This is a genomic window from Halobellus rufus (assembly GCF_000739575.1).
GTDB lineage: Archaea > Halobacteriota > Halobacteria > Halobacteriales > Haloferacaceae > Haloquadratum > Haloquadratum rufum.
On sequence record NZ_BBJO01000022.1, the window covers coordinates 58,966 to 77,645 of the forward strand.

14 protein-coding genes are annotated in these 18,680 nt (G+C 57.2%); 4 read left to right on the forward strand and 10 right to left on the reverse strand.

The window, feature by feature from the left end; genetic code table 11:
* Positions 1-109 precede the first annotated feature (109 nt).
* Positions 110-622 carry a zinc ribbon domain-containing protein gene (locus tag ACP99_RS09955; protein ID WP_231554273.1) on the forward strand — a complete coding sequence of 171 codons (513 nt, stop codon included), beginning with the start codon at positions 110-112 and terminating at the stop codon, positions 620-622.
* Between the two features lie 5 nt (positions 623-627).
* Here the strand turns inward: ACP99_RS09955 and ACP99_RS19975 are convergent, their stop codons facing one another.
* On the reverse strand, positions 628-1,149 hold the full coding sequence (locus ACP99_RS19975; RefSeq protein ID WP_156105650.1) for a hypothetical protein: 522 nt from the start codon (positions 1,147-1,149) through the stop codon (positions 628-630).
* A gap of 225 nt (positions 1,150-1,374) precedes the next feature.
* Here ACP99_RS19975 and ACP99_RS09965 point away from each other — a divergent pair, with 225 nt between their 5' ends.
* On the forward strand, positions 1,375-2,616 hold the full coding sequence (locus ACP99_RS09965; protein ID WP_049986460.1) for an RNA-guided endonuclease InsQ/TnpB family protein: 1,242 nt from the start codon (positions 1,375-1,377) through the stop codon (positions 2,614-2,616).
* 236 nt (positions 2,617-2,852) lie between these two features.
* Here ACP99_RS09965 and ACP99_RS09970 read toward each other — a convergent pair whose 3' ends face one another.
* From ACP99_RS09970 to ACP99_RS09980, 4 genes are all read right to left on the reverse strand, one after another.
* Entirely contained in the window at positions 2,853-3,404 is a 552-nt protein-coding gene (locus ACP99_RS09970) for a hypothetical protein (RefSeq protein WP_049986461.1), read from the reverse strand.
* 60 nt (positions 3,405-3,464) lie between these two features.
* A complete protein-coding gene (locus ACP99_RS19210; protein WP_081927401.1) occupies positions 3,465-3,701 on the reverse strand; it encodes a hypothetical protein in 237 nt (78 codons plus the stop codon).
* A gap of 615 nt (positions 3,702-4,316) precedes the next feature.
* On the reverse strand, positions 4,317-4,676 hold the full coding sequence (locus ACP99_RS09975) for a hypothetical protein (protein WP_049986462.1): 360 nt from the start codon (positions 4,674-4,676) through the stop codon (positions 4,317-4,319).
* Positions 4,677-5,230: 554 nt separating this feature from the next.
* Positions 5,231-5,587 (reverse strand): hypothetical protein, encoded by a 357-nt coding sequence (locus ACP99_RS09980; RefSeq protein WP_049986463.1) that lies wholly within the window; start codon positions 5,585-5,587, stop codon positions 5,231-5,233.
* 122 nt (positions 5,588-5,709) lie between these two features.
* On the opposite strand from ACP99_RS09980, the gene ACP99_RS09985 reads away from it, so the two are divergent.
* Positions 5,710-6,534 (forward strand): CBS domain-containing protein, encoded by an 825-nt coding sequence (locus tag ACP99_RS09985; RefSeq protein ID WP_049986464.1) that lies wholly within the window; start codon positions 5,710-5,712, stop codon positions 6,532-6,534.
* A 48-nt stretch (positions 6,535-6,582) separates the two neighbouring features.
* On the opposite strand, the gene ACP99_RS19980 is transcribed toward ACP99_RS09985, so the two are convergent.
* The 3 genes from ACP99_RS19980 to ACP99_RS09995 all read right to left on the reverse strand — a co-directional run bounded on the left by ACP99_RS19980 (position 6,583) and on the right by ACP99_RS09995 (position 14,108).
* Positions 6,583-7,512 carry a hypothetical protein gene (locus ACP99_RS19980; protein ID WP_156105651.1) on the reverse strand — a complete coding sequence of 310 codons (930 nt, stop codon included), beginning with the start codon at positions 7,510-7,512 and terminating at the stop codon, positions 6,583-6,585.
* Between the two features lie 137 nt (positions 7,513-7,649).
* Positions 7,650-10,163 (reverse strand): VWA domain-containing protein, encoded by a 2,514-nt coding sequence (locus ACP99_RS09990; RefSeq protein ID WP_049986465.1) that lies wholly within the window; start codon positions 10,161-10,163, stop codon positions 7,650-7,652.
* A gap of 162 nt (positions 10,164-10,325) precedes the next feature.
* On the reverse strand, positions 10,326-14,108 hold the full coding sequence (locus ACP99_RS09995) for a P-loop NTPase (protein WP_049986466.1): 3,783 nt from the start codon (positions 14,106-14,108) through the stop codon (positions 10,326-10,328).
* A 171-nt stretch (positions 14,109-14,279) separates the two neighbouring features.
* Here ACP99_RS09995 and ACP99_RS10000 point away from each other — a divergent pair, with 171 nt between their 5' ends.
* Positions 14,280-15,272: a hypothetical protein gene (locus tag ACP99_RS10000; protein ID WP_156105652.1), complete on the forward strand. Its 993-nt coding sequence runs from the start codon at positions 14,280-14,282 to the stop codon at positions 15,270-15,272.
* A gap of 140 nt (positions 15,273-15,412) precedes the next feature.
* On the opposite strand, the gene ACP99_RS10005 is transcribed toward ACP99_RS10000, so the two are convergent.
* Positions 15,413-17,023 (reverse strand): AAA family ATPase, encoded by a 1,611-nt coding sequence (locus tag ACP99_RS10005; RefSeq protein ID WP_049986468.1) that lies wholly within the window; start codon positions 17,021-17,023, stop codon positions 15,413-15,415.
* A gap of 63 nt (positions 17,024-17,086) precedes the next feature.
* A complete protein-coding gene (locus ACP99_RS10010) occupies positions 17,087-18,484 on the reverse strand; it encodes a hypothetical protein (protein WP_049986469.1) in 1,398 nt (465 codons plus the stop codon).
* Between the last annotated feature and the right edge of the window lie 196 nt (positions 18,485-18,680).

Here is an 18,680-nt window from a genome sequence, read left to right on the forward strand (position 1 = left end):
TCTTCCTCACACTGTCCCCGAGTCCGATCTCATGTAGTCTATATGACCGGTCCCAATACAGGCTATCCCACCAGCAAAGGCTCAGTATCTATGACTCGTAGCTCACGGTATGCCCTACTGCCCGAACTGCGGAAGCCGGGTCAAAGCGGTTCATCATTACTGTGGGTCTTGTGGACAGGCATTATCGGAGATCGCTGAATCGGAGAGCGATCCACCGATGGCAGTCGATAGAGACGGATTCCTGTCAGTGCGTTCGCTTTCGTACGTCAATGAGCTACTGAACGGAGAACGAGAACTCGACCGTGATTCAGTCTCGTACACGCAGCTATCTCGAGAGGTGAGTGCTGCCTTTGCAGACTTCGCCCGACTCGCGATGGTCAACGACCTCGACCTTCTCCTTCTCTGGGCGGCGGGCTCAAACACAAATGCACTGAGTATGTCTGTCGACGATATGAACAGCAATCAGTTCCGAGACTGGCTCGCTGCGATTGGACTGGGGCGCACTCTTCGAATGTACGATGACGCGCTCCACACTGAGTTCGAGGACGAGTTCAACGACCGACTGCAGAAACTGATCGAGTTCGCCAACGAAGAGCTGGACGACGAGGAGATCTCCGAGTAAGAGGCTTACAGTTGACTTGCTGGCCCGTATTCCTCGGACAATGCTGTTTTCAGATCGAAGTCATCCCCTTCTGAGATTTCCTCGATGACATCGTACACGAACTGGAGAGCCTGTCTCTCTGCATCCAGATGAGCGAGCTCCTTCTCTCGACACTGGATTTTCGAGAGGAGATGTGATTTGAATCGCACCCCGGAGTCCCTGGGTACGGGTTCAGATTGTCTACCGTCACTTCGCTGCGGAAGGCGTCCATCTGGCCGCGGAATACGACCGCCCTCTAATTCTAATTCAACCCGCCTGACGTGCTTGCATGGGCTTGGAGTAGACTGGTTTTCCCCGTCGGGACAGTTGTACTGTCTGTCCAGGAGGTCGACTTCGTATCGTGCGCCTGATTCCGACTGGACTTCGTAGAGGCCACCCTGCCGGAGCAGCGCTACGTCCATATGTTCTTCACGAGCCCGCCGATCGCGGTCGTCGACTATCGGACTCTGTTCGCCTTCTTGGATTGAGGATGAGTCTGTGACTGCCATGTGGAGTGAGGTGGGAGAACGAATGCAACCGTTCGCTCCTCCACGCTCTTCAGAGCGATAAAATTCAGCGTTTTCGAGGTGGAGCCTCCGGCCTCAAGGAGCGACCGAAGCGTAGCGAAGGGAGTGAGTAGGCCGGAGAGGAAACCGACATGGTACGGCACAACCGGCACACTGCGACCGACTGACCCCTGAACGTATAAGTACCGTCAGATACTCTCTGAAGTCATGGACGTGCGTCGAACTGCCGTCGTGAAACTCGACCTTTCCGACGAGCAACGCGACGTACTCCACCGAACTGCCGAGCAATACCTGTACTGCGCGAACCGAACCGCTGACTACTGTTGGTCCGACACCTCCTACACCGAGTGCAGAATCAACAAGAGACAGGTTCGTGACGCACTCTACGCCACTCTCCGCAAGGAGACAGAACTACAGGCACAACTCGTCCAAGCCGCCATCAAACGCGCCATCGAAGCCGTCAAAGCGTGTGTCGAACGCTGGAAGAAGGGGCAGCGCGTCTCTTGCCCGACGTTCACCGCCGAAACGATGGACTACGACAGGCGAAGCGCGACCTTCTACCGGAACAAGGTGTCGCTGGCAACTGTTGAGGGCCGAGTCGAACCGTCGTTCGTTCTTCCGGCAGACAGTCCGACACCCTACGAGCGGTACGTACTCTCCGAGAACTACGAGTTCCGCGAGAGTACGGTTCGATACGATGCGGTGGACGGCGAGTTCTATATCCAAATCTCAACTCGGCGGATAGACGGTGACGCAGAGGTTCCGGCAGATACCGGGCACCAAACAGTCCTCGGTATCGACCTCGGAGTCAACAGTCTTGCTGTCTCCTCGACCGGTACGTTCTGGCAGGGAGACGACTACGACCACTGGTGCCGTGAGTTTGAGAAGCGGCGTGGTGAGATACAACAGCGCGGCACACAATCCGCGCACAACGCCTTGCTCCGCCTCGGGAAGCGCGAAGAAGCATGGCGCAAACAGTACATCCACACCGTCGCTAACGAACTTGTCGCGGAAGCTGTTGAGAACGACTGCGACGTGATCGTGTTCGAGGAGTTGACCGACATTCGGGAGCGACTTCCGCAGGCGAAGTGGCACCACGTTTGGGCGTTCCGATGCCTCTACGAGTATGTCTCCTACAAAGCGCCCGAACAGGGCGTCTCCGTGGATCAAGTCGAGCCGAACTACACGTCCCAACGCTGTTCTCGGACGGACTGTGGGTTCACGCACGAAGACAACCGCCACGGAGAACACTTCTGTTGCCAGAAATGTGGATACGAGGTGAACGCGGACTACAACGGTGCGAAGAATATCGGGCTACGGTACGGACGGAAGCGGACACACAGACTCCGTTCCTCGCCCAAGTCGGGGAGCGGAGACGCAGAAGTAGACCTGCGTGTGAATGGTGGGACGTTGAACGGCGAGAGTCACCGGCCTATTGCTGGTGACTGATTGCCGGGAGTCCACATCAAAGCCCCACCTTCAAGGACCGAGGCGCGTATGCGCCGAGGGAGCAGGTGGGGTAGTTTACAGGCTGATGATATCGACAACAGCAGCAACGGTAGCAGTGTTGATAACGTTAGAAACGCTGGGTAACCCAGTCTGTGGTGAGATTAGAAACGTTAGAAACGAAGTCCCACACCGGACCCGAGACCGCATGATGACCTCCCAATACCTGGGTGCAGGAGTTACTCTGGCTCAGTGAGCAACTTCTCACGAGCAGCGTTGATATTCGACCGGACTGCATCTTCGGTCACATCTCGGATATCGGCCCACTGGGCAACGGTGTATCGCTCTGCTTCCTCGACGACGATCCAGTCGACAGCCTCGTGAAGCGAGAGTTCCCCGGCGATGAGTTCTGTGACTCGTTCGAGGAAGTCTTGGTCGTCCCATGCGAGATCGACCTCTTCGAACCGATGGTTCTCAGGGTCATACGAGGCGATCATCTGGATGGCACCGTTCTGCTCGAGTTCTGCTCGAACGTGAGCAGGCAGGGAATCCAGTGCAGTCTCTGGTAACGGGTACGCTGGGACATCGTGGAGTGAGGCAACATCGAAGGGTGTGAGACTGCGGTGTGACTCGTCTCCGAATTTCATTAGGTAGCTCGTTTCCGCGGTAAGCTGTGTCCGACCCTCAAGAAGTAGATCGGCGAGTTCGGGATACTCGCTCCGATCGACTGAGCCGGTCTTGAAGATTGTGACGAAGTCGCGACCACTGCCAGTTCCTGGTTGAGCTGCCATTGAAATCCTCCGTTGTACGATTCAGATTCGTCGGGAACGAATATCAGTCTGCCTACAGTCTCAGTCTTCAGTCTCTGGCTCTATTTCCAACTCACGTAGCATCGATGCTCGATTTGCGAGCATTCTGAGAACCCAGCGTCGTCTTTCATGCTGATTCTCGTAAGCCACGTACTGCTGGACGGTTGGGATATCGTGCATGCAAGCGATTCCCCCTCGTATCAGCCCTAGCTGGCTGGTCTCCAGAAGTTTCTCTGGAGGCAGCGCTTCCGCAATCCGCGTGGGTGCCAGCTGTTTCATTGGCCTCTCTCGCGGAGGTAGTGACACCAATTGGGTCCGAAAGGAACTCCTCCGCAACGGGTTACCCCACGAATTGCATTCTTCTGACTATGTGGGGTAACCCCGGCAGCGTGTAGTAAGAGAATGAGCGATGGCCTCATACAGACGATTCTCCTTCACCGCCTGTAGTGGACGAGCCGAAAAGAGGCTGAATTGCCGCTAGCCGTCCGTCCAGTGTACGCTGATCACGGCTTGTCGTTGCGAAGAGAGCCGTCTGATTACCCTCGGTGACGTTGCTACTGTTCTCAATTGGTCTCTCATCGACGAAGCCTCGGCAGCGAGGCATATCGATACGGCTTGACCGCGACGGTGCGAGTTCGATTCCGTGATCCGAGAGGGTTGATTCGACCGGGCTTTCGTCGACGGCGATTCCACCGCTATCGAACACTGCCTGCCGAGAGACTGTTCGCTTCAGTGTCGACCGCCTGTCCGCTCGAACTGATTCGTTCTGAGTTTCTTCTTCGATTGCCATGACTTCGTGGAGAAGCCAGATTCTGTCCGACTCCTCCACTCTGTTTGGATCGATAAACCAGCGTGGATGCAAGCCTTGATCCAGTAATCTGATCTCCTGTTGAATCAGAATTCCTGGCGGGTGTAAGCACCACCACGAGGCCCATCGCCCCGGATGAATCGTCCTTCGAGATGGACCTCCAATGCGTCAGGAAGTCCGCCGTCGAAGCGACCTGTGACCGAGAACGGAGCGAGCCACGGACCTCGTCCAGCTTTGTTCTCATTCGTGCGGCAAGCATCGTTTGCGACGGGCTCGAGGTAGATCTCTCCCACCCGGCCGTTCATGAAGACGTGTTTCAGGCCGAATGAATCGCACTCCCACTCGAGATGTGCAGTTCCTTCGACAGTGAATTGATCGCCAGCTACTGTCAGTGCTAATACGTCGTCCTCTGCTTGGAGGAAATCACGGATCCACTCCGAGCCCATATGTATAGTGACGTCGGCTAACCGAAGACCGTCCTCGGGATCCTCTATCCAAGGATGCTCATTCGTCGACGGACTATCGACGGGTCCATCAACAATTTCATCCCCAAGAGTTGCGTCCGGTGACCCAGATGGACCACCGCTCCCTGACACGGACTGAGGTCCTACCCCATCATCTCCTGAGATCGATGTCTCGTCTCTCCCTGGCTCTCGATTCGAGGACGTACCCGTTTCTCGGTCAGTGGATGCATCCTGCCCAGATGGGTTGATGAAGTTGAGACAGCCGGAGAGAGCCGAAAGCACAGTGACTGTGCTAGCAGAGAGAACTCGACGCCGGCGCCAACTGCCTATCTGATGAGATTCATCATCTTGAGACCAACTATCGAGGCCTGGCATAGCGATAATCGGAGGAAGGAACGTTAGCGGACAGGAAATAGATTCAGTAGTTGCGGGATACGCAACTGTGCGGAGTCATTCACCGAATATCAAGACGCTGTCGCACTTTCGCTCGCACAGACTGCAGAAGTCGTCTGGTTCGTATGTCCAAGCGTTGGGGTTTAGGCGTTCGTGAATTCGGCGAGTGAGTGATTCAAGCTGTTACTGTTCCACTTGCCGATCTGAACGAGCTCGAACGTATCGAGGCGAGCGTCAAGTGCAGTGGCGAGCTGATCCCGAACTGCGGTAGGGAGACTGTCGACACGGATCGCAGTGAGGGCGTGCTGGGTGAGGAAGTAACTCGTTGCGAGGCTCGTCGGAGCGACGACGATGACGTGGGATCCATCGACGTCGTTGAGTGCTAGTTGGGCATCTCGGTACTGGAGTACTGTCGCATCCAGTTCATCGACGGGGAAGAGACAGCCAGCAGCACCGTACTCGATACTCGCCCCTGCCGACTCAAAATGCCCTTTGAGCATAATCAACTACAAATATATGTCTTATGGGCATTAACTTTGTGGTGCATGGGTGGCTAGATTCGCCACTACCGCGCCGCGCGCTCTCCCCCATTTTGACTATCTCTGCCTCCCCACCACCTAACATGCCCCGGGACCTCTACAACTGCACTGCGGCCGAACTCGCAACCCACTCTGTTGAACACCTTGATCAGGACACGCCACCAAGCGACGCCGCCGAGTGGCTTGATGAGAACGGCTACGACGCCGCTCCAGTCTACGCTGACGACGATCCAATCGGATTCCTTCACGAAGACGATGTCACGACCGACGACGGCGGCGACGACCTGAAGAATCAACTCACCCCACTGACCATCGATTACATGATCAGCGGCGACACATCGTTCACAGACGTTCTTTCCGCACTCATCGAGCAACCCGTCTACTTCCTCGGCGGCCATAACCACGTTACCGGTATCCTCACCCGCGCCGATCTCAACACCGCCCCCGCACGCATCTACCTCTTCGACCGGATCACCTACCTCGAAGAACACCTCCGCGAACTCATCCTCGACAAGAAACCGGACTGGAAAAACACACCAGTCACTGCAGACGAACTCGACGACATCGAAGACCGGTACGAAGACGCACAAGCTGCCAACGTCGCCTTAGACGAACTCCACTACGCCCAATTCTCCACGCTCGAAACTATCGCCACCAGCGTCGACGCCTGCTGGCAAACCTGTGGCTTCTCCACGAAAGGCGGTGCAGACTCTCGACTCCACGAAGTCACTGAACTGCGCAACGACGTCGCATATGCTAATCTCCTAGTCGAGAACACGGACAGTAACGAGTTCCTTAGCAGTGGCCGTACCACAGAAAATCTCCACAATACTCTCGAGACCATCCACGACGTTCTCTCGAACCTCCAGGACGCAGGGTACGACCCAGGGAACGACAAAAGCACGTAAATCAGACACGCTCACTACGTCCCAGTTTTGGCTGATCTATCAACCCTCTCAGCTAGTCTCTTGTCTCGACGAGGAAAATCTTGGACTCACGAACCGTCGAGCCCGATGTGGAACCTCGGGTCCCTTGGTCACTGGTAGAAAGATGGAGTTCCGATCGCCGGCGACGACGGCGGCAAGCAGTTCGTGCTTGCAGAGGACTCTCCAGGGTTGGTCGTGCTTGTATGGACACGAACAGACAAGGCCATCCGACCAGGGGATGAACGGATACCGTCCCCCGGTCGTATACTCTCCCACGAGCAGTGGTGCCGGGAGTTCGATTCCGAACTCGCTTGGGCGTGCTGCCGCAGAGCTCTCACTGCAGGACAGGTCTGCTTCTCGAATGACGTACTTCGCTGGGAGACTGTGAGATTGGGCATACTTGGAAGGTGTTTGATCGTCATCACCGAGGACGACCATTCCAACGAGCGTGTTCTGCCTAGTAAGGGCCTCAGCGTTTGGCTGAGGTCCGAGGACACCCTCTAAGAGCGTCCCGTACGACGATTCTTTCAGAACTTGGTACAGATTGAGCCAGGGAATCAGCTTCTTGTACCAGTTCGCACGGCGCTTGCGCTCAGAGTGAAGCGCTTCTTCTGAATTTGTCGCTGACTGACACTGCCGCAAGCGGTGAGCGAGAAACGCAGGTGCCTCACTGAGTGCTTGATCGTCCTCGAAGAGATCATAGTATCGTTCTTCTTCGTTGAGCGTCCGACGGCATGTCTCTTTGGCGTATTTCAGACCGACCGGTTTCGCTTTCCCTGACTGCTCCCAGGGGTCTCTGTCCTCAGGGCCGCCCTTCCAAGAGTTGTACTTTTCCAGTAATTGATCGCGGCGGATGGGACCGCCAGCCATGAAATCGAGCCGAATACGATGTTCGACTGGTTCAACTGCCGGAGGATCAATTTCAACATCGTAGTCGTGTAGAGCGTCGGTTCCACTCATTGACCCTGGTGGTAGTCGAAGGGGCGGTAGCGTCGATGACGCGGCATGGATGTTTCTTCGTTGCATTCGTCTCACGGGCTGAACTGGACGCCGCCCTGTACCCCATTCGGGTGGATAAACCGAGGTGAGCGTGGAGTTCAGAAGCCGACGAGGAGGCTGGCGAACTGATCGAGTCGGTCGTCTAGCTGGTCCCCATCGTAAATCGTCGCTTCCCGCTCGTAATATGCGGCGAGTTCTGAGGCATCAGCAGATAGCTTTCCTGCCTGAGTGTCAGTGGCGATCGTGAGAGCACAGATTGGGGCGTGTGATGATCGGATCTGTTCGATGACGTCGTCGACGCTACTGGGCTCTCCGTCGGTCACGGCGACTATGAGCGGTTCGTCGCGGTGGTCCTCGACGAGCTGACTTGCGAGTTCGAGTGCATCCACCAACGGCGTGCCCCCGCCACAGTCCGTGTCCAGTAGCGTCGCCTGGATGTGTCGCGTCTCGACTGAGAACGGCTTCACGAGCCGGGCTTGGCTGTCGATGAAATCGACTATCGCGACATCGATCCCCAGCCCTTCGGCGGCGACGGCGAACCGCGCTAGTGCCTTCGTTGCGACCTCGATCTTCGGGGGGTCGCCGTTCCGCATTGAGCCAGACCGGTCGAGAACCAGCACTAGTGCGTATCGTTTCTCGCGCCCCGGCGTGTTGACCTTGCAGACCCGAGGGTCACCAATCAAAAGCCGATGTCCTGCAGTGGTATCGTAGCTGCCGGCGGTCAAGCCTCGCCGGACACCACGTTGACGGTCGAGACGGAGCTGTTTCGCGAGCGTGCCAGCAACTTGGGCAGCGCCGTCTTCGATGTCGGCCCATACGCCTGGAGATGCCGGGTCGTCATTGACTGGGACCATCTCCAGTTCGTCGAGCTGGCCTGGGCCCCCAGCAGTGCCGCCGGCTGTTTGATCGTCTGAATTATCTCGGTCGAGTCGGCGGGCGAGGCCCTCCAGTTCGCGCTCTAGGGCGTCGGTATCGATGCCCTCTCGATCTGCTTCGTCGTGAGCCGCCCTCCGGTCCGCTTCGAGTCCCCCTTCGTAGGCGTCTTCCTCGTCAGCGGAATTCCGGTCGAGTGCCTCCGCGTGCGCTGGGACGGGGTCGGCTGACGAGTCTATCTCCTCGTGGGGTGTGGGTCTCGTAACCGGTGGCTCTCTTCCGTTATGATCCTGTTCCAGACCTTCTCGGGAGTCGGTTGTCTCTCTCGTTTCGCGGTCGTTCTGAGAAGCGTCGGTAGCGTCGAAGTCTCCGATAGTCGACTGACGTGCAGCAATAGAATCGTCATCTCTCTTCTCCTCCGCTGGGGACTGTCCACTCTGCGGGGAATCGAGGTGTGATCCAGGTTGCTCAATGGTGCGAGCGAGTGCCCGCGCTCTCGTGTCTGTGGGTTTCGAGGTCTGCGACGGCTGGTCTTCATCGCCGTCGGTCGGGCTTGGTGTCTCGTCGGGTCCGGTAGCTGACGTATCGGTGCCATGAGAACCAGGGGCCTGAGGAGACGGTGGTGCTTGGAGCTCCTCGTCGAATGAATCCGGAGTAATCGAGGGCTGGCTGAGGACGTCCTGGAATGGATCGTCAGTTGCGCTCCTGTCGAGTTGCGGGTATTCGTCGGTTCCGGAAGATTCAGATTCTGATGAGGGATTGGAGTCTACATCAGATTCCTCAGGCTCGCCCTGCTCTGGGGACTGTGTTGATTCTTCGGAGCGCTCCTCTAGGAGTGGGAAAATTGCTGACTGCCACGTCTCGACGACCAATTGGGCTCGCCGTACAGATGCCGTCTTGTCGTGGCTGTGGGTGATATCGTCTGGTTCTGCACTCCGGATTGCGAGGGCATCCCGCGCTAGCGCTTGGAGTGACTCCTGAACAGTATCGAATCCCGAGGCATCCGTCTCCGACGCGAAGAGTATACGCTCATCATCTTCGTCGAGAAGAACCTCTGTGATACCCGTCGGAAAGATTGCCCACTCGTAGAGGGCGCTCGTCACTGCATCCCAGAACGAGAAGAGGACTTGCTCGTCGTCAGGGATATCATCGGGAACCTGCGAGTGGATTCTGCGGGTGAGTTCGAGACGTATCTCGGCGTTGTCGCTGAAGTTTGCTCCCTCGATCGCCTCCTGTTCGATGGCACCGTCCTCGATTATGTTGATGAGATCGTGCACCTGTTGGTGATGATTGGGCTCGATTTCGGATTCGAGAAGTTCTGCAATGGGGCCGATAGCCGTCTTGAGAATATGAAGCAGTTCGTGAAAGGCGAGACCGAACTGGTGAGCGTGGTCCGCTGTTAGCTGATCGTTCACCGGGATTCGGTCTATCGGTGCTGGGTCTGTCGTCACTAGTATCAGGAACTCAGCGTCGACGCTTTCGAGCAACTGTGCAGCCTGCTGCCGTTCAAGCTCGGTCGTATCACTTCTTACGAGCGCATCGGCTTCTGCAGGGAGGACCGCCGCGGTCTTGACGGCTGGCGTAAGAACGACCTCTACGTCGATGCCTGTAGGTAGGTGTCCACAAATGAACGCCTGGAGCCTATCGGCCCTACTAGCCGAGGATCGAACTCGAGGGGCTATATCTGGGCAGAACTGTTCTGTTGGATGTACTGGTTCGGTCTCATGGATATCGGACATAAGGATACACGAGGGTCCGTGGCTCCCTCGATCACTTCGGGGAGATAAACCTTCTTGCGAGGTTGGTACTGGCCGCTTTGCGAGCGCTGCAGGCACAATGCAATTTCTGATTCAGTTTGGTTGAGAGAACAAACAAAGACTAGTGAGGCGATAAAGTAACTATCAGAGGAAATCCTCGTTGAACCGAGACGACTGGTCAAGATCGTCCAAGAGGTATTGCTCGGCCTTCCGTGCAAAGTTCCGTATCTCGATGGAAAGATTCCTGTCTTCCTGCCAGTCACGGACAGTCGACAGCTCACGTTGGTGCTGGTTGTCATTCACCATCCCGGCAGGCCCGGCAGTTCCCATCGGGCTGCTGGAAATTGCGCACAGGATATTCCGCTGAATAGCTTCGGCCTCCCGTAGATTATCGACGCCATCACCCATCACAGTGAGCAGCAGAGCCTCAACCGGATCAGTAAGTTCGAAGAGCTGGCAGTACCAGATGACCCGGAGTAGTTGGTCCTCGGAACAGTCGGCTACTCGGCCAGCGAGCACCGCCGCGACATCGGTAGCCGGGACAGTGTGGAACAGGCGGGCGTAGACTTGCGGCGCGTACTCGTCCGTGTCCAGAACGAGATTGCCGACCGTCTGCACCGCGGCATCGTAGTCTTCAGTCTCTCGCATCCGCTCCGTGTCCACATCCATGTGGAGCGGTAGCAGGTCCATCTGGCGGTCCAAGCGGTCTGCACGCCGGATGCAGAACTCCACGAAGTCCAACGGGCGGCGCTCAGCAAACTCCGCCACCAACTGTTGCAACTGATGCGACTCACCCAAACGATCGAACTCCACGGCATAGTCCAAAATCTCGTCCAGCACCGATTCATCCACTGCGGTTAGGTTCTCCCTCCGACGCGGCAGTGCATCAAGCAGCCGGTCCAGCACTCGGGGCGTGACGGATTCCGATTCGTAGAGTAAGGTCAGGAACATCTCCTCTGCCCAGTCTTGGTCTTCCTCCCACTGTCCACGCAACACCGACGAAAAGTGTATCACCCGTTCCTCCGTGAACCGGTCCGTCTCGTCAATAATACGTTCAAACGCGGACACCGCATAGTCGCGGTCCGAGTTGATGAACACCCGAAGCCCCGCACAGGCCAAGTCGTAAGTCCCATCCTCGATGTAATCCGAGATCAGCTCTCTTCCCCGCTCCGGGTCACCGGCACAGATGCCGACAACCACCCGCTCCTGATACTCTTCGAGAGCAGCAGGCGACTGATCAAGCAGCTGAACACCGGGTTCGGGCTGTTCCTCTCCGAACAGTTTGAAGAATCGTTTGAACGAGGTCTCGGGCGAGTGCTCCACCACATCAACGAACGCATCGAACTGCTGCCCCCACGCCAGATCAAGATCGCGGATGAACGCACGCATCTCCTCCTTGTTCTCCTCCCAGTCCCGACCACGCGGATCCATATGCACCAACAGCCGGTATCGGTCGTTGGCGAGCAGCGCATCCTCCAATCGACGCCCCAGTTCACCGACACCGAGTTCACCGTCTTCGGCATAATCGACCAGCCGGTGGAGTGCTGAAAGACAGTCCAGATCATCCTCTCCATCGACATGATCAATCGCGAACTCGTAGATACGCTCCAGCTCGTCCCGGTTGAACACCTCATCCTGGCCACCGTAGTACCGCTTCTGGGCCAGCACGAACGAAGGCAACTGCTCCGCTGCTTTCACCTTCAGCGCGTGATCCTCGCTCTCCTCGACAACAGCAATGAATGCTTCCACGGCAGCAAGCCGATACGCCTGCATCGCCTCCGACTGCCAGATCGGCCCACGCCGGACACGAGCCGTCATCCTATCGACCGGATCCATCGAGAAATCCTCCGCCTGCTCGCTTGACGCCGACGCCACCGCCTCCAGCAACTCCATACGGAAGGCAGTGTCCAGTTCCTGTTCAAGGAGATAGCCTTCGAGGCGCTCAACGATCTGCTGCTGGGCACCAGGATGACACGAGAATCCCGGTCGCAACTCCTGATCGAGACGCTGGAACACCGTCTCGGCAACATTCGGAGACACCCCCTCAACCAAGGCAATCTCCACCAGCATATCCGTGATCCGCTCCGGTTCCTTCAACAAGCCCGGACTCAGCAGCGAGATCGCCGCAAAATACAGCTGTCCAAGATTGCTGGGGGCTTTCACGATACGCCGCCGCAACCCCTCAGACTCCGTCTCCCCGTTGGGAGGTGCCGTCGTCAACGCGACCTCAACCAGTTCGACGCCCCGCTCAGGGCTCGCCGCCCCCAGCAGTTCGAGTCGCCGCAACAGCCGTACCCGCTCCGGAATGGGGTACTCCTCCATCTGATCCATGTAGCTGGATAAGATAGTATCGATGACAGTACCCGCCTCGCGGCAGTCATACCGGTGCTCGATGACAAGGAGATTGTTCACCTGCTCTTTTTCGGTGAACTCACCGAACACTTCGTATACCGTGTCCATGTAGTCCCGCGCCCCATCGCCGAAAAATGTGTCATAGACCACGTATTCCTGGAGTACATCCGGCTGGACGGTGAGGGACTCGCTTCGCTGACTGACAGTACCAATTGCATCAAGCAGGATTTCCCGGTAGCGACGTTCCTCATCTGGCTCCAACGACAACGCCTCCCTGAACGCGTCCATGAATGCGTCGTTACCGGTGTCCAGCGTTCCGACTGCGGCAACGTATCTGAAATAGGACTCAAGCTTCTGCGGATCACCGACGCCCTGCTGCTCGGCCGCACGCCGGATATCCCTGACCACGTCATCAAACACCTGTTCTATCACCGAGTCCTCCGCCGCAACAGGATCGTGGCCGGACGGTCCATCGGAAACGATCTGATCCGCAAGCAGATGGGTAATCAACGGCTTGCCCTCGCTTACCTGGACAATCCAACCCAGGGTCTGCGGATCCTGAATCCCGTACGCATCCTGAATGAGACTCGTCACCGTCTCAGAATCCAGCGGCGACAGAGGTAGCATGGTGGCGTCAAGTCCAAATCGGTTCGTCCTGTCCTCAAGTGACGATGCAAAGATCGATCTCTCCGTGAACACCAGCTTCACTTGCGACCGCCGTTGCGCCGCGATATCAAATACCCGCTCAAGCTGATCAGCATCACGTGCATCGTCGATAAACAGGATGATACCATCCTCTTCGTCGAACTCAATCTCCGAAAGCCCCGCATCCAGATCCGCATGGACATTGGCCGTGTACACCGTCCACTCCCGATGACGGGCCTGCAGCTGGAACGATGCCTGCACGACAAGTCGGGTCTTCCCGATCCCGGCCGAGCCATGGACAACCAGCACATTGCTATCGGATTCGGCGAATTCGATAATGTCGTCTACCGCCTCTGAACGGCCATAGAACGGCAGATCAAACCGTTGCCGCGGATGCTCGCCTGCCAGCTGCTGCTCAAATCGATCATCGACTGTCTTGAAGACATCATACCCTTTGTTACTCCGGTCTTGGCCGACAACTTCGATCTGCTCTAACAGTTCTTCCTGCCCCTCACGAAGCCGGCTCGCATACTCGTAGAGGCGTTGTGCATAGACTGTCTGGAGCTTGCGTCCGATTTCCTCATCTTGGCTGACCTCTTGCTCAAGATACTCGAAGAACTCAGCGACGAGCTGTTCCGGATCGGCATCCAGATCCGGATCTAGCATCTCCTCGTTCAACGTCTCGGCAATACGCTCAACCGTGATTGGATCACCCCCTGCATCGAACCCGTCGATCAACGCCTTCACCTCATCCTTCTCAAACGCAGCGGGGAACACCTCCGGTTCCAATCCCTCATGTTCCTCCGCCACCCGCATCGCCGCACGTTCGACAGCATCATCCATGAACGCCATCCGCTGATACTTCCCCTTCGCGTACCCGACAGTCGCAGACCAGAGGATACGAGCACCAAGCGCCGATTCGAGGGACATACCGGACAATCGGTCAGCGACTCATAAAAGAATAGCCACAAACACGCCAAGGCATCCTAGATCGGCGTTATTCAGGCATCCGCATTCCCACAGCCACCGCCAACGACTCACAAAGCCTGCGAAGAGATATAATGTCGCAGTGATGGAATCTAAGTGAGGCAGTATCTTCCGATGCAGAGCTCTGGATCAACCAACCTGACCTGTCCTGCTTGCCGCCAGCGAATTGACCCCCTCGTGTTCCAGACGGTTGATCCAGCATCGATCGGAATTTCGGACCAGTTTCGTTGTCCGATGTGCAGCACACCGTTCTGGCCAGAGAACGGCTTTCTGTCGACTTTTGCTCTGCACGACGGAGACCAGTACTTCGGGATTCCCCTGTCGCTCGGTGGCACAGAGAAACGAGATTATACTGACGTCGCCATCGGGGAAATCCGCCGCTCAACGATGCATTCCCTGTACAGCGGTTATGAACTCGAGAAAATCGGGCTCCGTGGCGCACACCGGACCGGCGTTAACGAAGAGGACTGGCTCGATATCGAACCGCTCCACAATCCACATACACAGGCTTCGCTTGGTGGAGAGGTATTGATATCGCTCGCACAGATCAGTTCTACAGATATTGCGATTGCGGCCAACCTCCAAGAAGATCGGCCGGAAGCGGTTCCGCTCGCACCGGGGGACGAGATCGATATCCTGTACGATGCAGGGATGCAACTCGCTGCCGTGACTGATCCGCCCTGGCTATTGAACCTGCGAGAGGCCGAAGCTGCTATACGTCGGCGGAATACCGTCCCGGTCTTTTCACTCTTGGTCTCGGCATTCGATAATTTGCTCTATCGGCAGGTGTACCTCCTGCTCCGGAGTCGCGGCTTCAACGACGCCGAGGCGGTCGATCGTATCGAATCTCTTGCCGGCAGCAGCCGCGTACGGCGAAAGGAGTTGGCTGCCGATGTGCTGGACGCACTTGTGGGGGAGCGACTCACAAATGGTCGCTACGCCACCGAATGGGCCGAATTTATGCAGCTTAAGAACGCTCGCAATCAGATTGTGCATCCCGCCGGTACAGCATCTGTCGATCCACCGTCCGAGAGCGACGCTATAGACGCCTTCAACCAGACATTCGAGATGATGCTATGTGTGTTCAATCTCTGCTGGGATGTGTAGAATGTAGTAGTCGTCCAACAGCATGGACTTGCTAGGTGCACTAACCGTTAACCACACTTTTTGAGCCGCCCCGATGAAGCCCACAGCAGAACCTTAATCCAGAGAGCTCGGTGATATTCGGCTGTGTGTTGTACGGTTCTTCATAAATAGTCGTTTAGTATTTCGTAGGTGTCTTCGGGATACTGATTCGGCTCGGCGACCGCCCACACCTCGTTCTTGACCGCTGCCTTCGGTGAGACTCCGTCCTCAATGTGCTCACAGAGAATCGTCAGATTCCGGGTTGAGAGAGTTGGCCAGTTCTCGTTCTGCCGGGTCTGATGAGCGAACTGAACAATCTTTCTGAGCGTCCCACGGTCCACGACTTCGTGACTGGTATTCACCTGCGCGTCCAGCGTCGCGACCTCTTCGTCGACGTCTTGGATGTAGGGTTGTTCCAGCGCTCGGAACCGGCCTCGAGTGGCCGAGTTCATCGGCTCGGAATCACGGTACTCCCGGGTCGGTGGATTCATCGTGATCACGATTCGCGCCGACGGATGAGGTTCGACCAATTCGCCGTGGGCCTTCACGAGGAGTTTCCCCTCATTGAGCAGGCGGTGTAGAGACATCGCGGCGCCGGCTCGCATCACTGGAAACTCATTGAGCACCAGCACCGACCCGTTCAGCAGCGCTTGCTTTGCGGGACCGTTCCGCGGTGCAATTAGCCCGTCCTCGGTGGGGGTGAGCGGTCCGAAGAGATCCTCCGTGTGGGTTGCCTCGTCACAGTCTACCGAGACGTAGCCCCGATTCGTCCGGTGACACAGGTACTTGACCAGATAGTTCTTCCCGGAGCCTCGAGGGCCAACAATCCGAACTGGAACCAGCCCACGAGCGAGCTTCTTCGCAAGCAGTTCGTCGAGCGGAAGTTGAAGCCGTGGTTCGGTCGGAACTGCTGGCGGGACGACGTCGCCTGCCGCGTCAACTGGGAGGGCGTCATCGCCGGCATCAGGATGTGTCGCTGCCTTCGGTACGTCAGGATGGTCAGGGTTATCGAGAATGTGGAAGCCCGTTGGGACAGGATCCTGTGCATTCCGCCCGATATCGGACACATACTGTGCGTCGACGGCATCAGGCGATAAGCCATCCGTGCGGTAGCGGGGTTCGCCCACGGCCTCGTTGGCAGTCGTAATATCGAGGACTCGAGCGACACCATGCTGCCCAGTTTCATCGAGTCGTCGAGAGTATCGGGCGTCGGCAGCTCGCGAAAGCCACACACCGACCGGAACGTGCTGAGGAGCGGCCTGAATAATCGCTTCTGCTCGGCTCTCTGTTAGCGTGCCAGTCAGATTCGCAAGCTCAGCGACTTCCGCGTCGACTAGCTCGGTGAACGTCGTGTAGCCTGCGTCTCTGAGTGCAGTCGCAATGCTTTCGGTGACGACATCGAGAATTTCGAAATCGTCACCCGCAGACGCGCCAGCGGGACCACCGAACGCTTCCGTAATCACGGGCGGTTCTGGACCCTGTGGAGAGACGCCGACGATTGTCGTGCTCCCACCAGACCCCCGGTCGAGCGTGAACGTCCCATCCGCTGCTCCAACATCGAGGAGATCGGCAGCCTCTTGCTCACCGATATCGACGTAATCACAGACTCGAAGCGTAACGCGTTCGACCGGGACCGTCCCGCCCTCGCGCTTGAGGAGGCGATGCACCAGATGCGAAAGGACGACGAGCGGTTCTGGCGAGTCGATCGTCGAGTCGGGTTCTGATGAAGACATAGTGCGTATGCGAGACTCTGTTAGGAGCCCCGTCGCCCGCTTTCGGGCTGATAAATACCAGCCTCAAGACGAGCCTTCGATGTCGTCGAGGCGGTGCTGAACCCGGTCGTGTAGTCGCTGAGCGGCTCCGTCAGTGAGATTCGCTTCTGTATCCACCTCGATGCCAGGAATATCGACAACGTCTTCGAGCGCGTCGCTGAGCGTCTGCTGGTTGGCTGGCAGGACACGCTCTTCGCGTTCGTCGGTTTGCCGGTCGTGTTCTTTCATCGCCAGTTGAATCATCATCGCTGGTTTTCGAAGCAGTTCGCCAGCGACCTCGAGGTACTCTTGGTGGGTATTCGACGCCCAGGAACCTTCATACTCGTCGAGGAGTGCAATCAACAGGGACAGCTGGAGATTGTACACGGTTGGTCGCGACGATGGAGACGCCAGCGTCGAGGCTCGGTCCGCAGCGGCTTCGGCGTACCTGTTGGCGACTCCCCAGTAGCGATAGCAGGTAGCCGCATCAAACGGCAGCTCGTCGAAATCGTAGGCGATGGCCCGAGTTCTGCGAATCGCCAGATCGACTTTCACCAGGCGGTCGGCAATGTCGTCGTAGATCGCCTTCCACCACTCGTTGATTGGAACTCTGTTGTTCGCCCGTTCGTGGTCGGCGTCGGTGGCCCGACCGTAGTGACGGCGAGTGTACCGCTTGCCCGTGTCGGGGACGATAGTCCCGGTCTCGGGGAAGTAGAGGATCGGTTTCGCCCACAGCGTCTGTGTCCCCCGGAAATCGTAGCCGGTCTCGAATCCCCCATAGACGACGAGATCTGGCTCGGTTGCCCCAGAGACGCTGGTGACACCGTCGATATCCTCCTCCATCTCGGGGTCTTCACTTGCCGTGACGGTGTGTTCGAGACCGGGGCAGACGACGAACATCTTAAGGAGACCACCCCAGTCGCGGTAGCTTGCCCAGCCGAATGCCTCAGTTTCACCGCGTTGCTGGAGTGCTCCCACGATCGGTAGGTACGCCTCTTGCGGATTGATAATGGAGTAGCGATCCGATGCGATCTGCCAGCGGAACTTTACATCGAACCCGAGCGCACACAGCGCTTTGCGTCGTTCGTCGACGATATCCTGGTGATCGCGGACACGAACCAACGGGTCGGACGACGCGTCCGTGGCAATCTCTGAGAGTGACTGACCGGTCGCTGTCTCCAGCGTATCGATATCCAGCCCATCGACGTTGCAGAGAGCTTCGATGTCGATGGTCCCGTCGACACCGACGAACTCGTTTGTGGCCCAGAGTTCACCCGAGCTCGCTTGAGGGAGTACACTGAGAACGTCTTTCAGAGAACGAGGATTCGGATCGAGACACCCCGTTTCTGGTGAAACAGCGTCTGGATATACTGCGTCGTCTGCCGGCGTCAACCTTGCAAACGCGTGCGTTGCTTCCTGATCCAGTAAGTCGAGGACTGACATGGATGCAGCAACGGATTGGTGGTTATCCTCGCCTGAACCGGAGTTCGACGTGGAGCGCTTTCGCTCGCGGCTCGCTTCTGACTGTGTATTTGTGGACATGGTGAATCAGATGGGAAACAGTCGAGGCCAGCCGTAGTGGATACTCGACGAGTCTTCCCTCACCCCATTGAGGATGGTAAAATGGGGCGACGCTACT

What these genes read in the sequence shown, in the direction of transcription:
- ACP99_RS10005 (WP_049986468.1), bottom strand. Translation starts at nt 17,023, where the DNA reads ATGTCTTCATCAGAACCCGACTCGACGATCGACTCGCCAGAACCGCTC.
- ACP99_RS10000 (WP_156105652.1), top strand. Translation starts at nt 14,280, where the DNA reads ATGCAGAGCTCTGGATCAACCAACCTGACCTGTCCTGCTTGCCGCCAG.
- ACP99_RS19210 (WP_081927401.1), bottom strand. Translation starts at nt 3,701, where the DNA reads ATGAAACAGCTGGCACCCACGCGGATTGCGGAAGCGCTGCCTCCAGAG.
- ACP99_RS09970 (WP_049986461.1), bottom strand. Translation starts at nt 3,404, where the DNA reads ATGGCAGCTCAACCAGGAACTGGCAGTGGTCGCGACTTCGTCACAATC.
- ACP99_RS19975 (WP_156105650.1), bottom strand. Translation starts at nt 1,149, where the DNA reads ATGGCAGTCACAGACTCATCCTCAATCCAAGAAGGCGAACAGAGTCCG.
- ACP99_RS09975 (WP_049986462.1), bottom strand. Translation starts at nt 4,676, where the DNA reads ATGGGCTCGGAGTGGATCCGTGATTTCCTCCAAGCAGAGGACGACGTA.
- ACP99_RS09980 (WP_049986463.1), bottom strand. Translation starts at nt 5,587, where the DNA reads ATGCTCAAAGGGCATTTTGAGTCGGCAGGGGCGAGTATCGAGTACGGT.
- ACP99_RS09985 (WP_049986464.1), top strand. Translation starts at nt 5,710, where the DNA reads ATGCCCCGGGACCTCTACAACTGCACTGCGGCCGAACTCGCAACCCAC.
- ACP99_RS09995 (WP_049986466.1), bottom strand. Translation starts at nt 14,108, where the DNA reads ATGTCCCTCGAATCGGCGCTTGGTGCTCGTATCCTCTGGTCTGCGACT.
- ACP99_RS09965 (WP_049986460.1), top strand. Translation starts at nt 1,375, where the DNA reads ATGGACGTGCGTCGAACTGCCGTCGTGAAACTCGACCTTTCCGACGAG.
- ACP99_RS10010 (WP_049986469.1), bottom strand. Translation starts at nt 18,484, where the DNA reads ATGTCAGTCCTCGACTTACTGGATCAGGAAGCAACGCACGCGTTTGCA.
- ACP99_RS19980 (WP_156105651.1), bottom strand. Translation starts at nt 7,512, where the DNA reads ATGAGTGGAACCGACGCTCTACACGACTACGATGTTGAAATTGATCCT.
- ACP99_RS09990 (WP_049986465.1), bottom strand. Translation starts at nt 10,163, where the DNA reads ATGTCCGATATCCATGAGACCGAACCAGTACATCCAACAGAACAGTTC.
- ACP99_RS09955 (WP_231554273.1), top strand. Translation starts at nt 110, where the DNA reads ATGCCCTACTGCCCGAACTGCGGAAGCCGGGTCAAAGCGGTTCATCAT.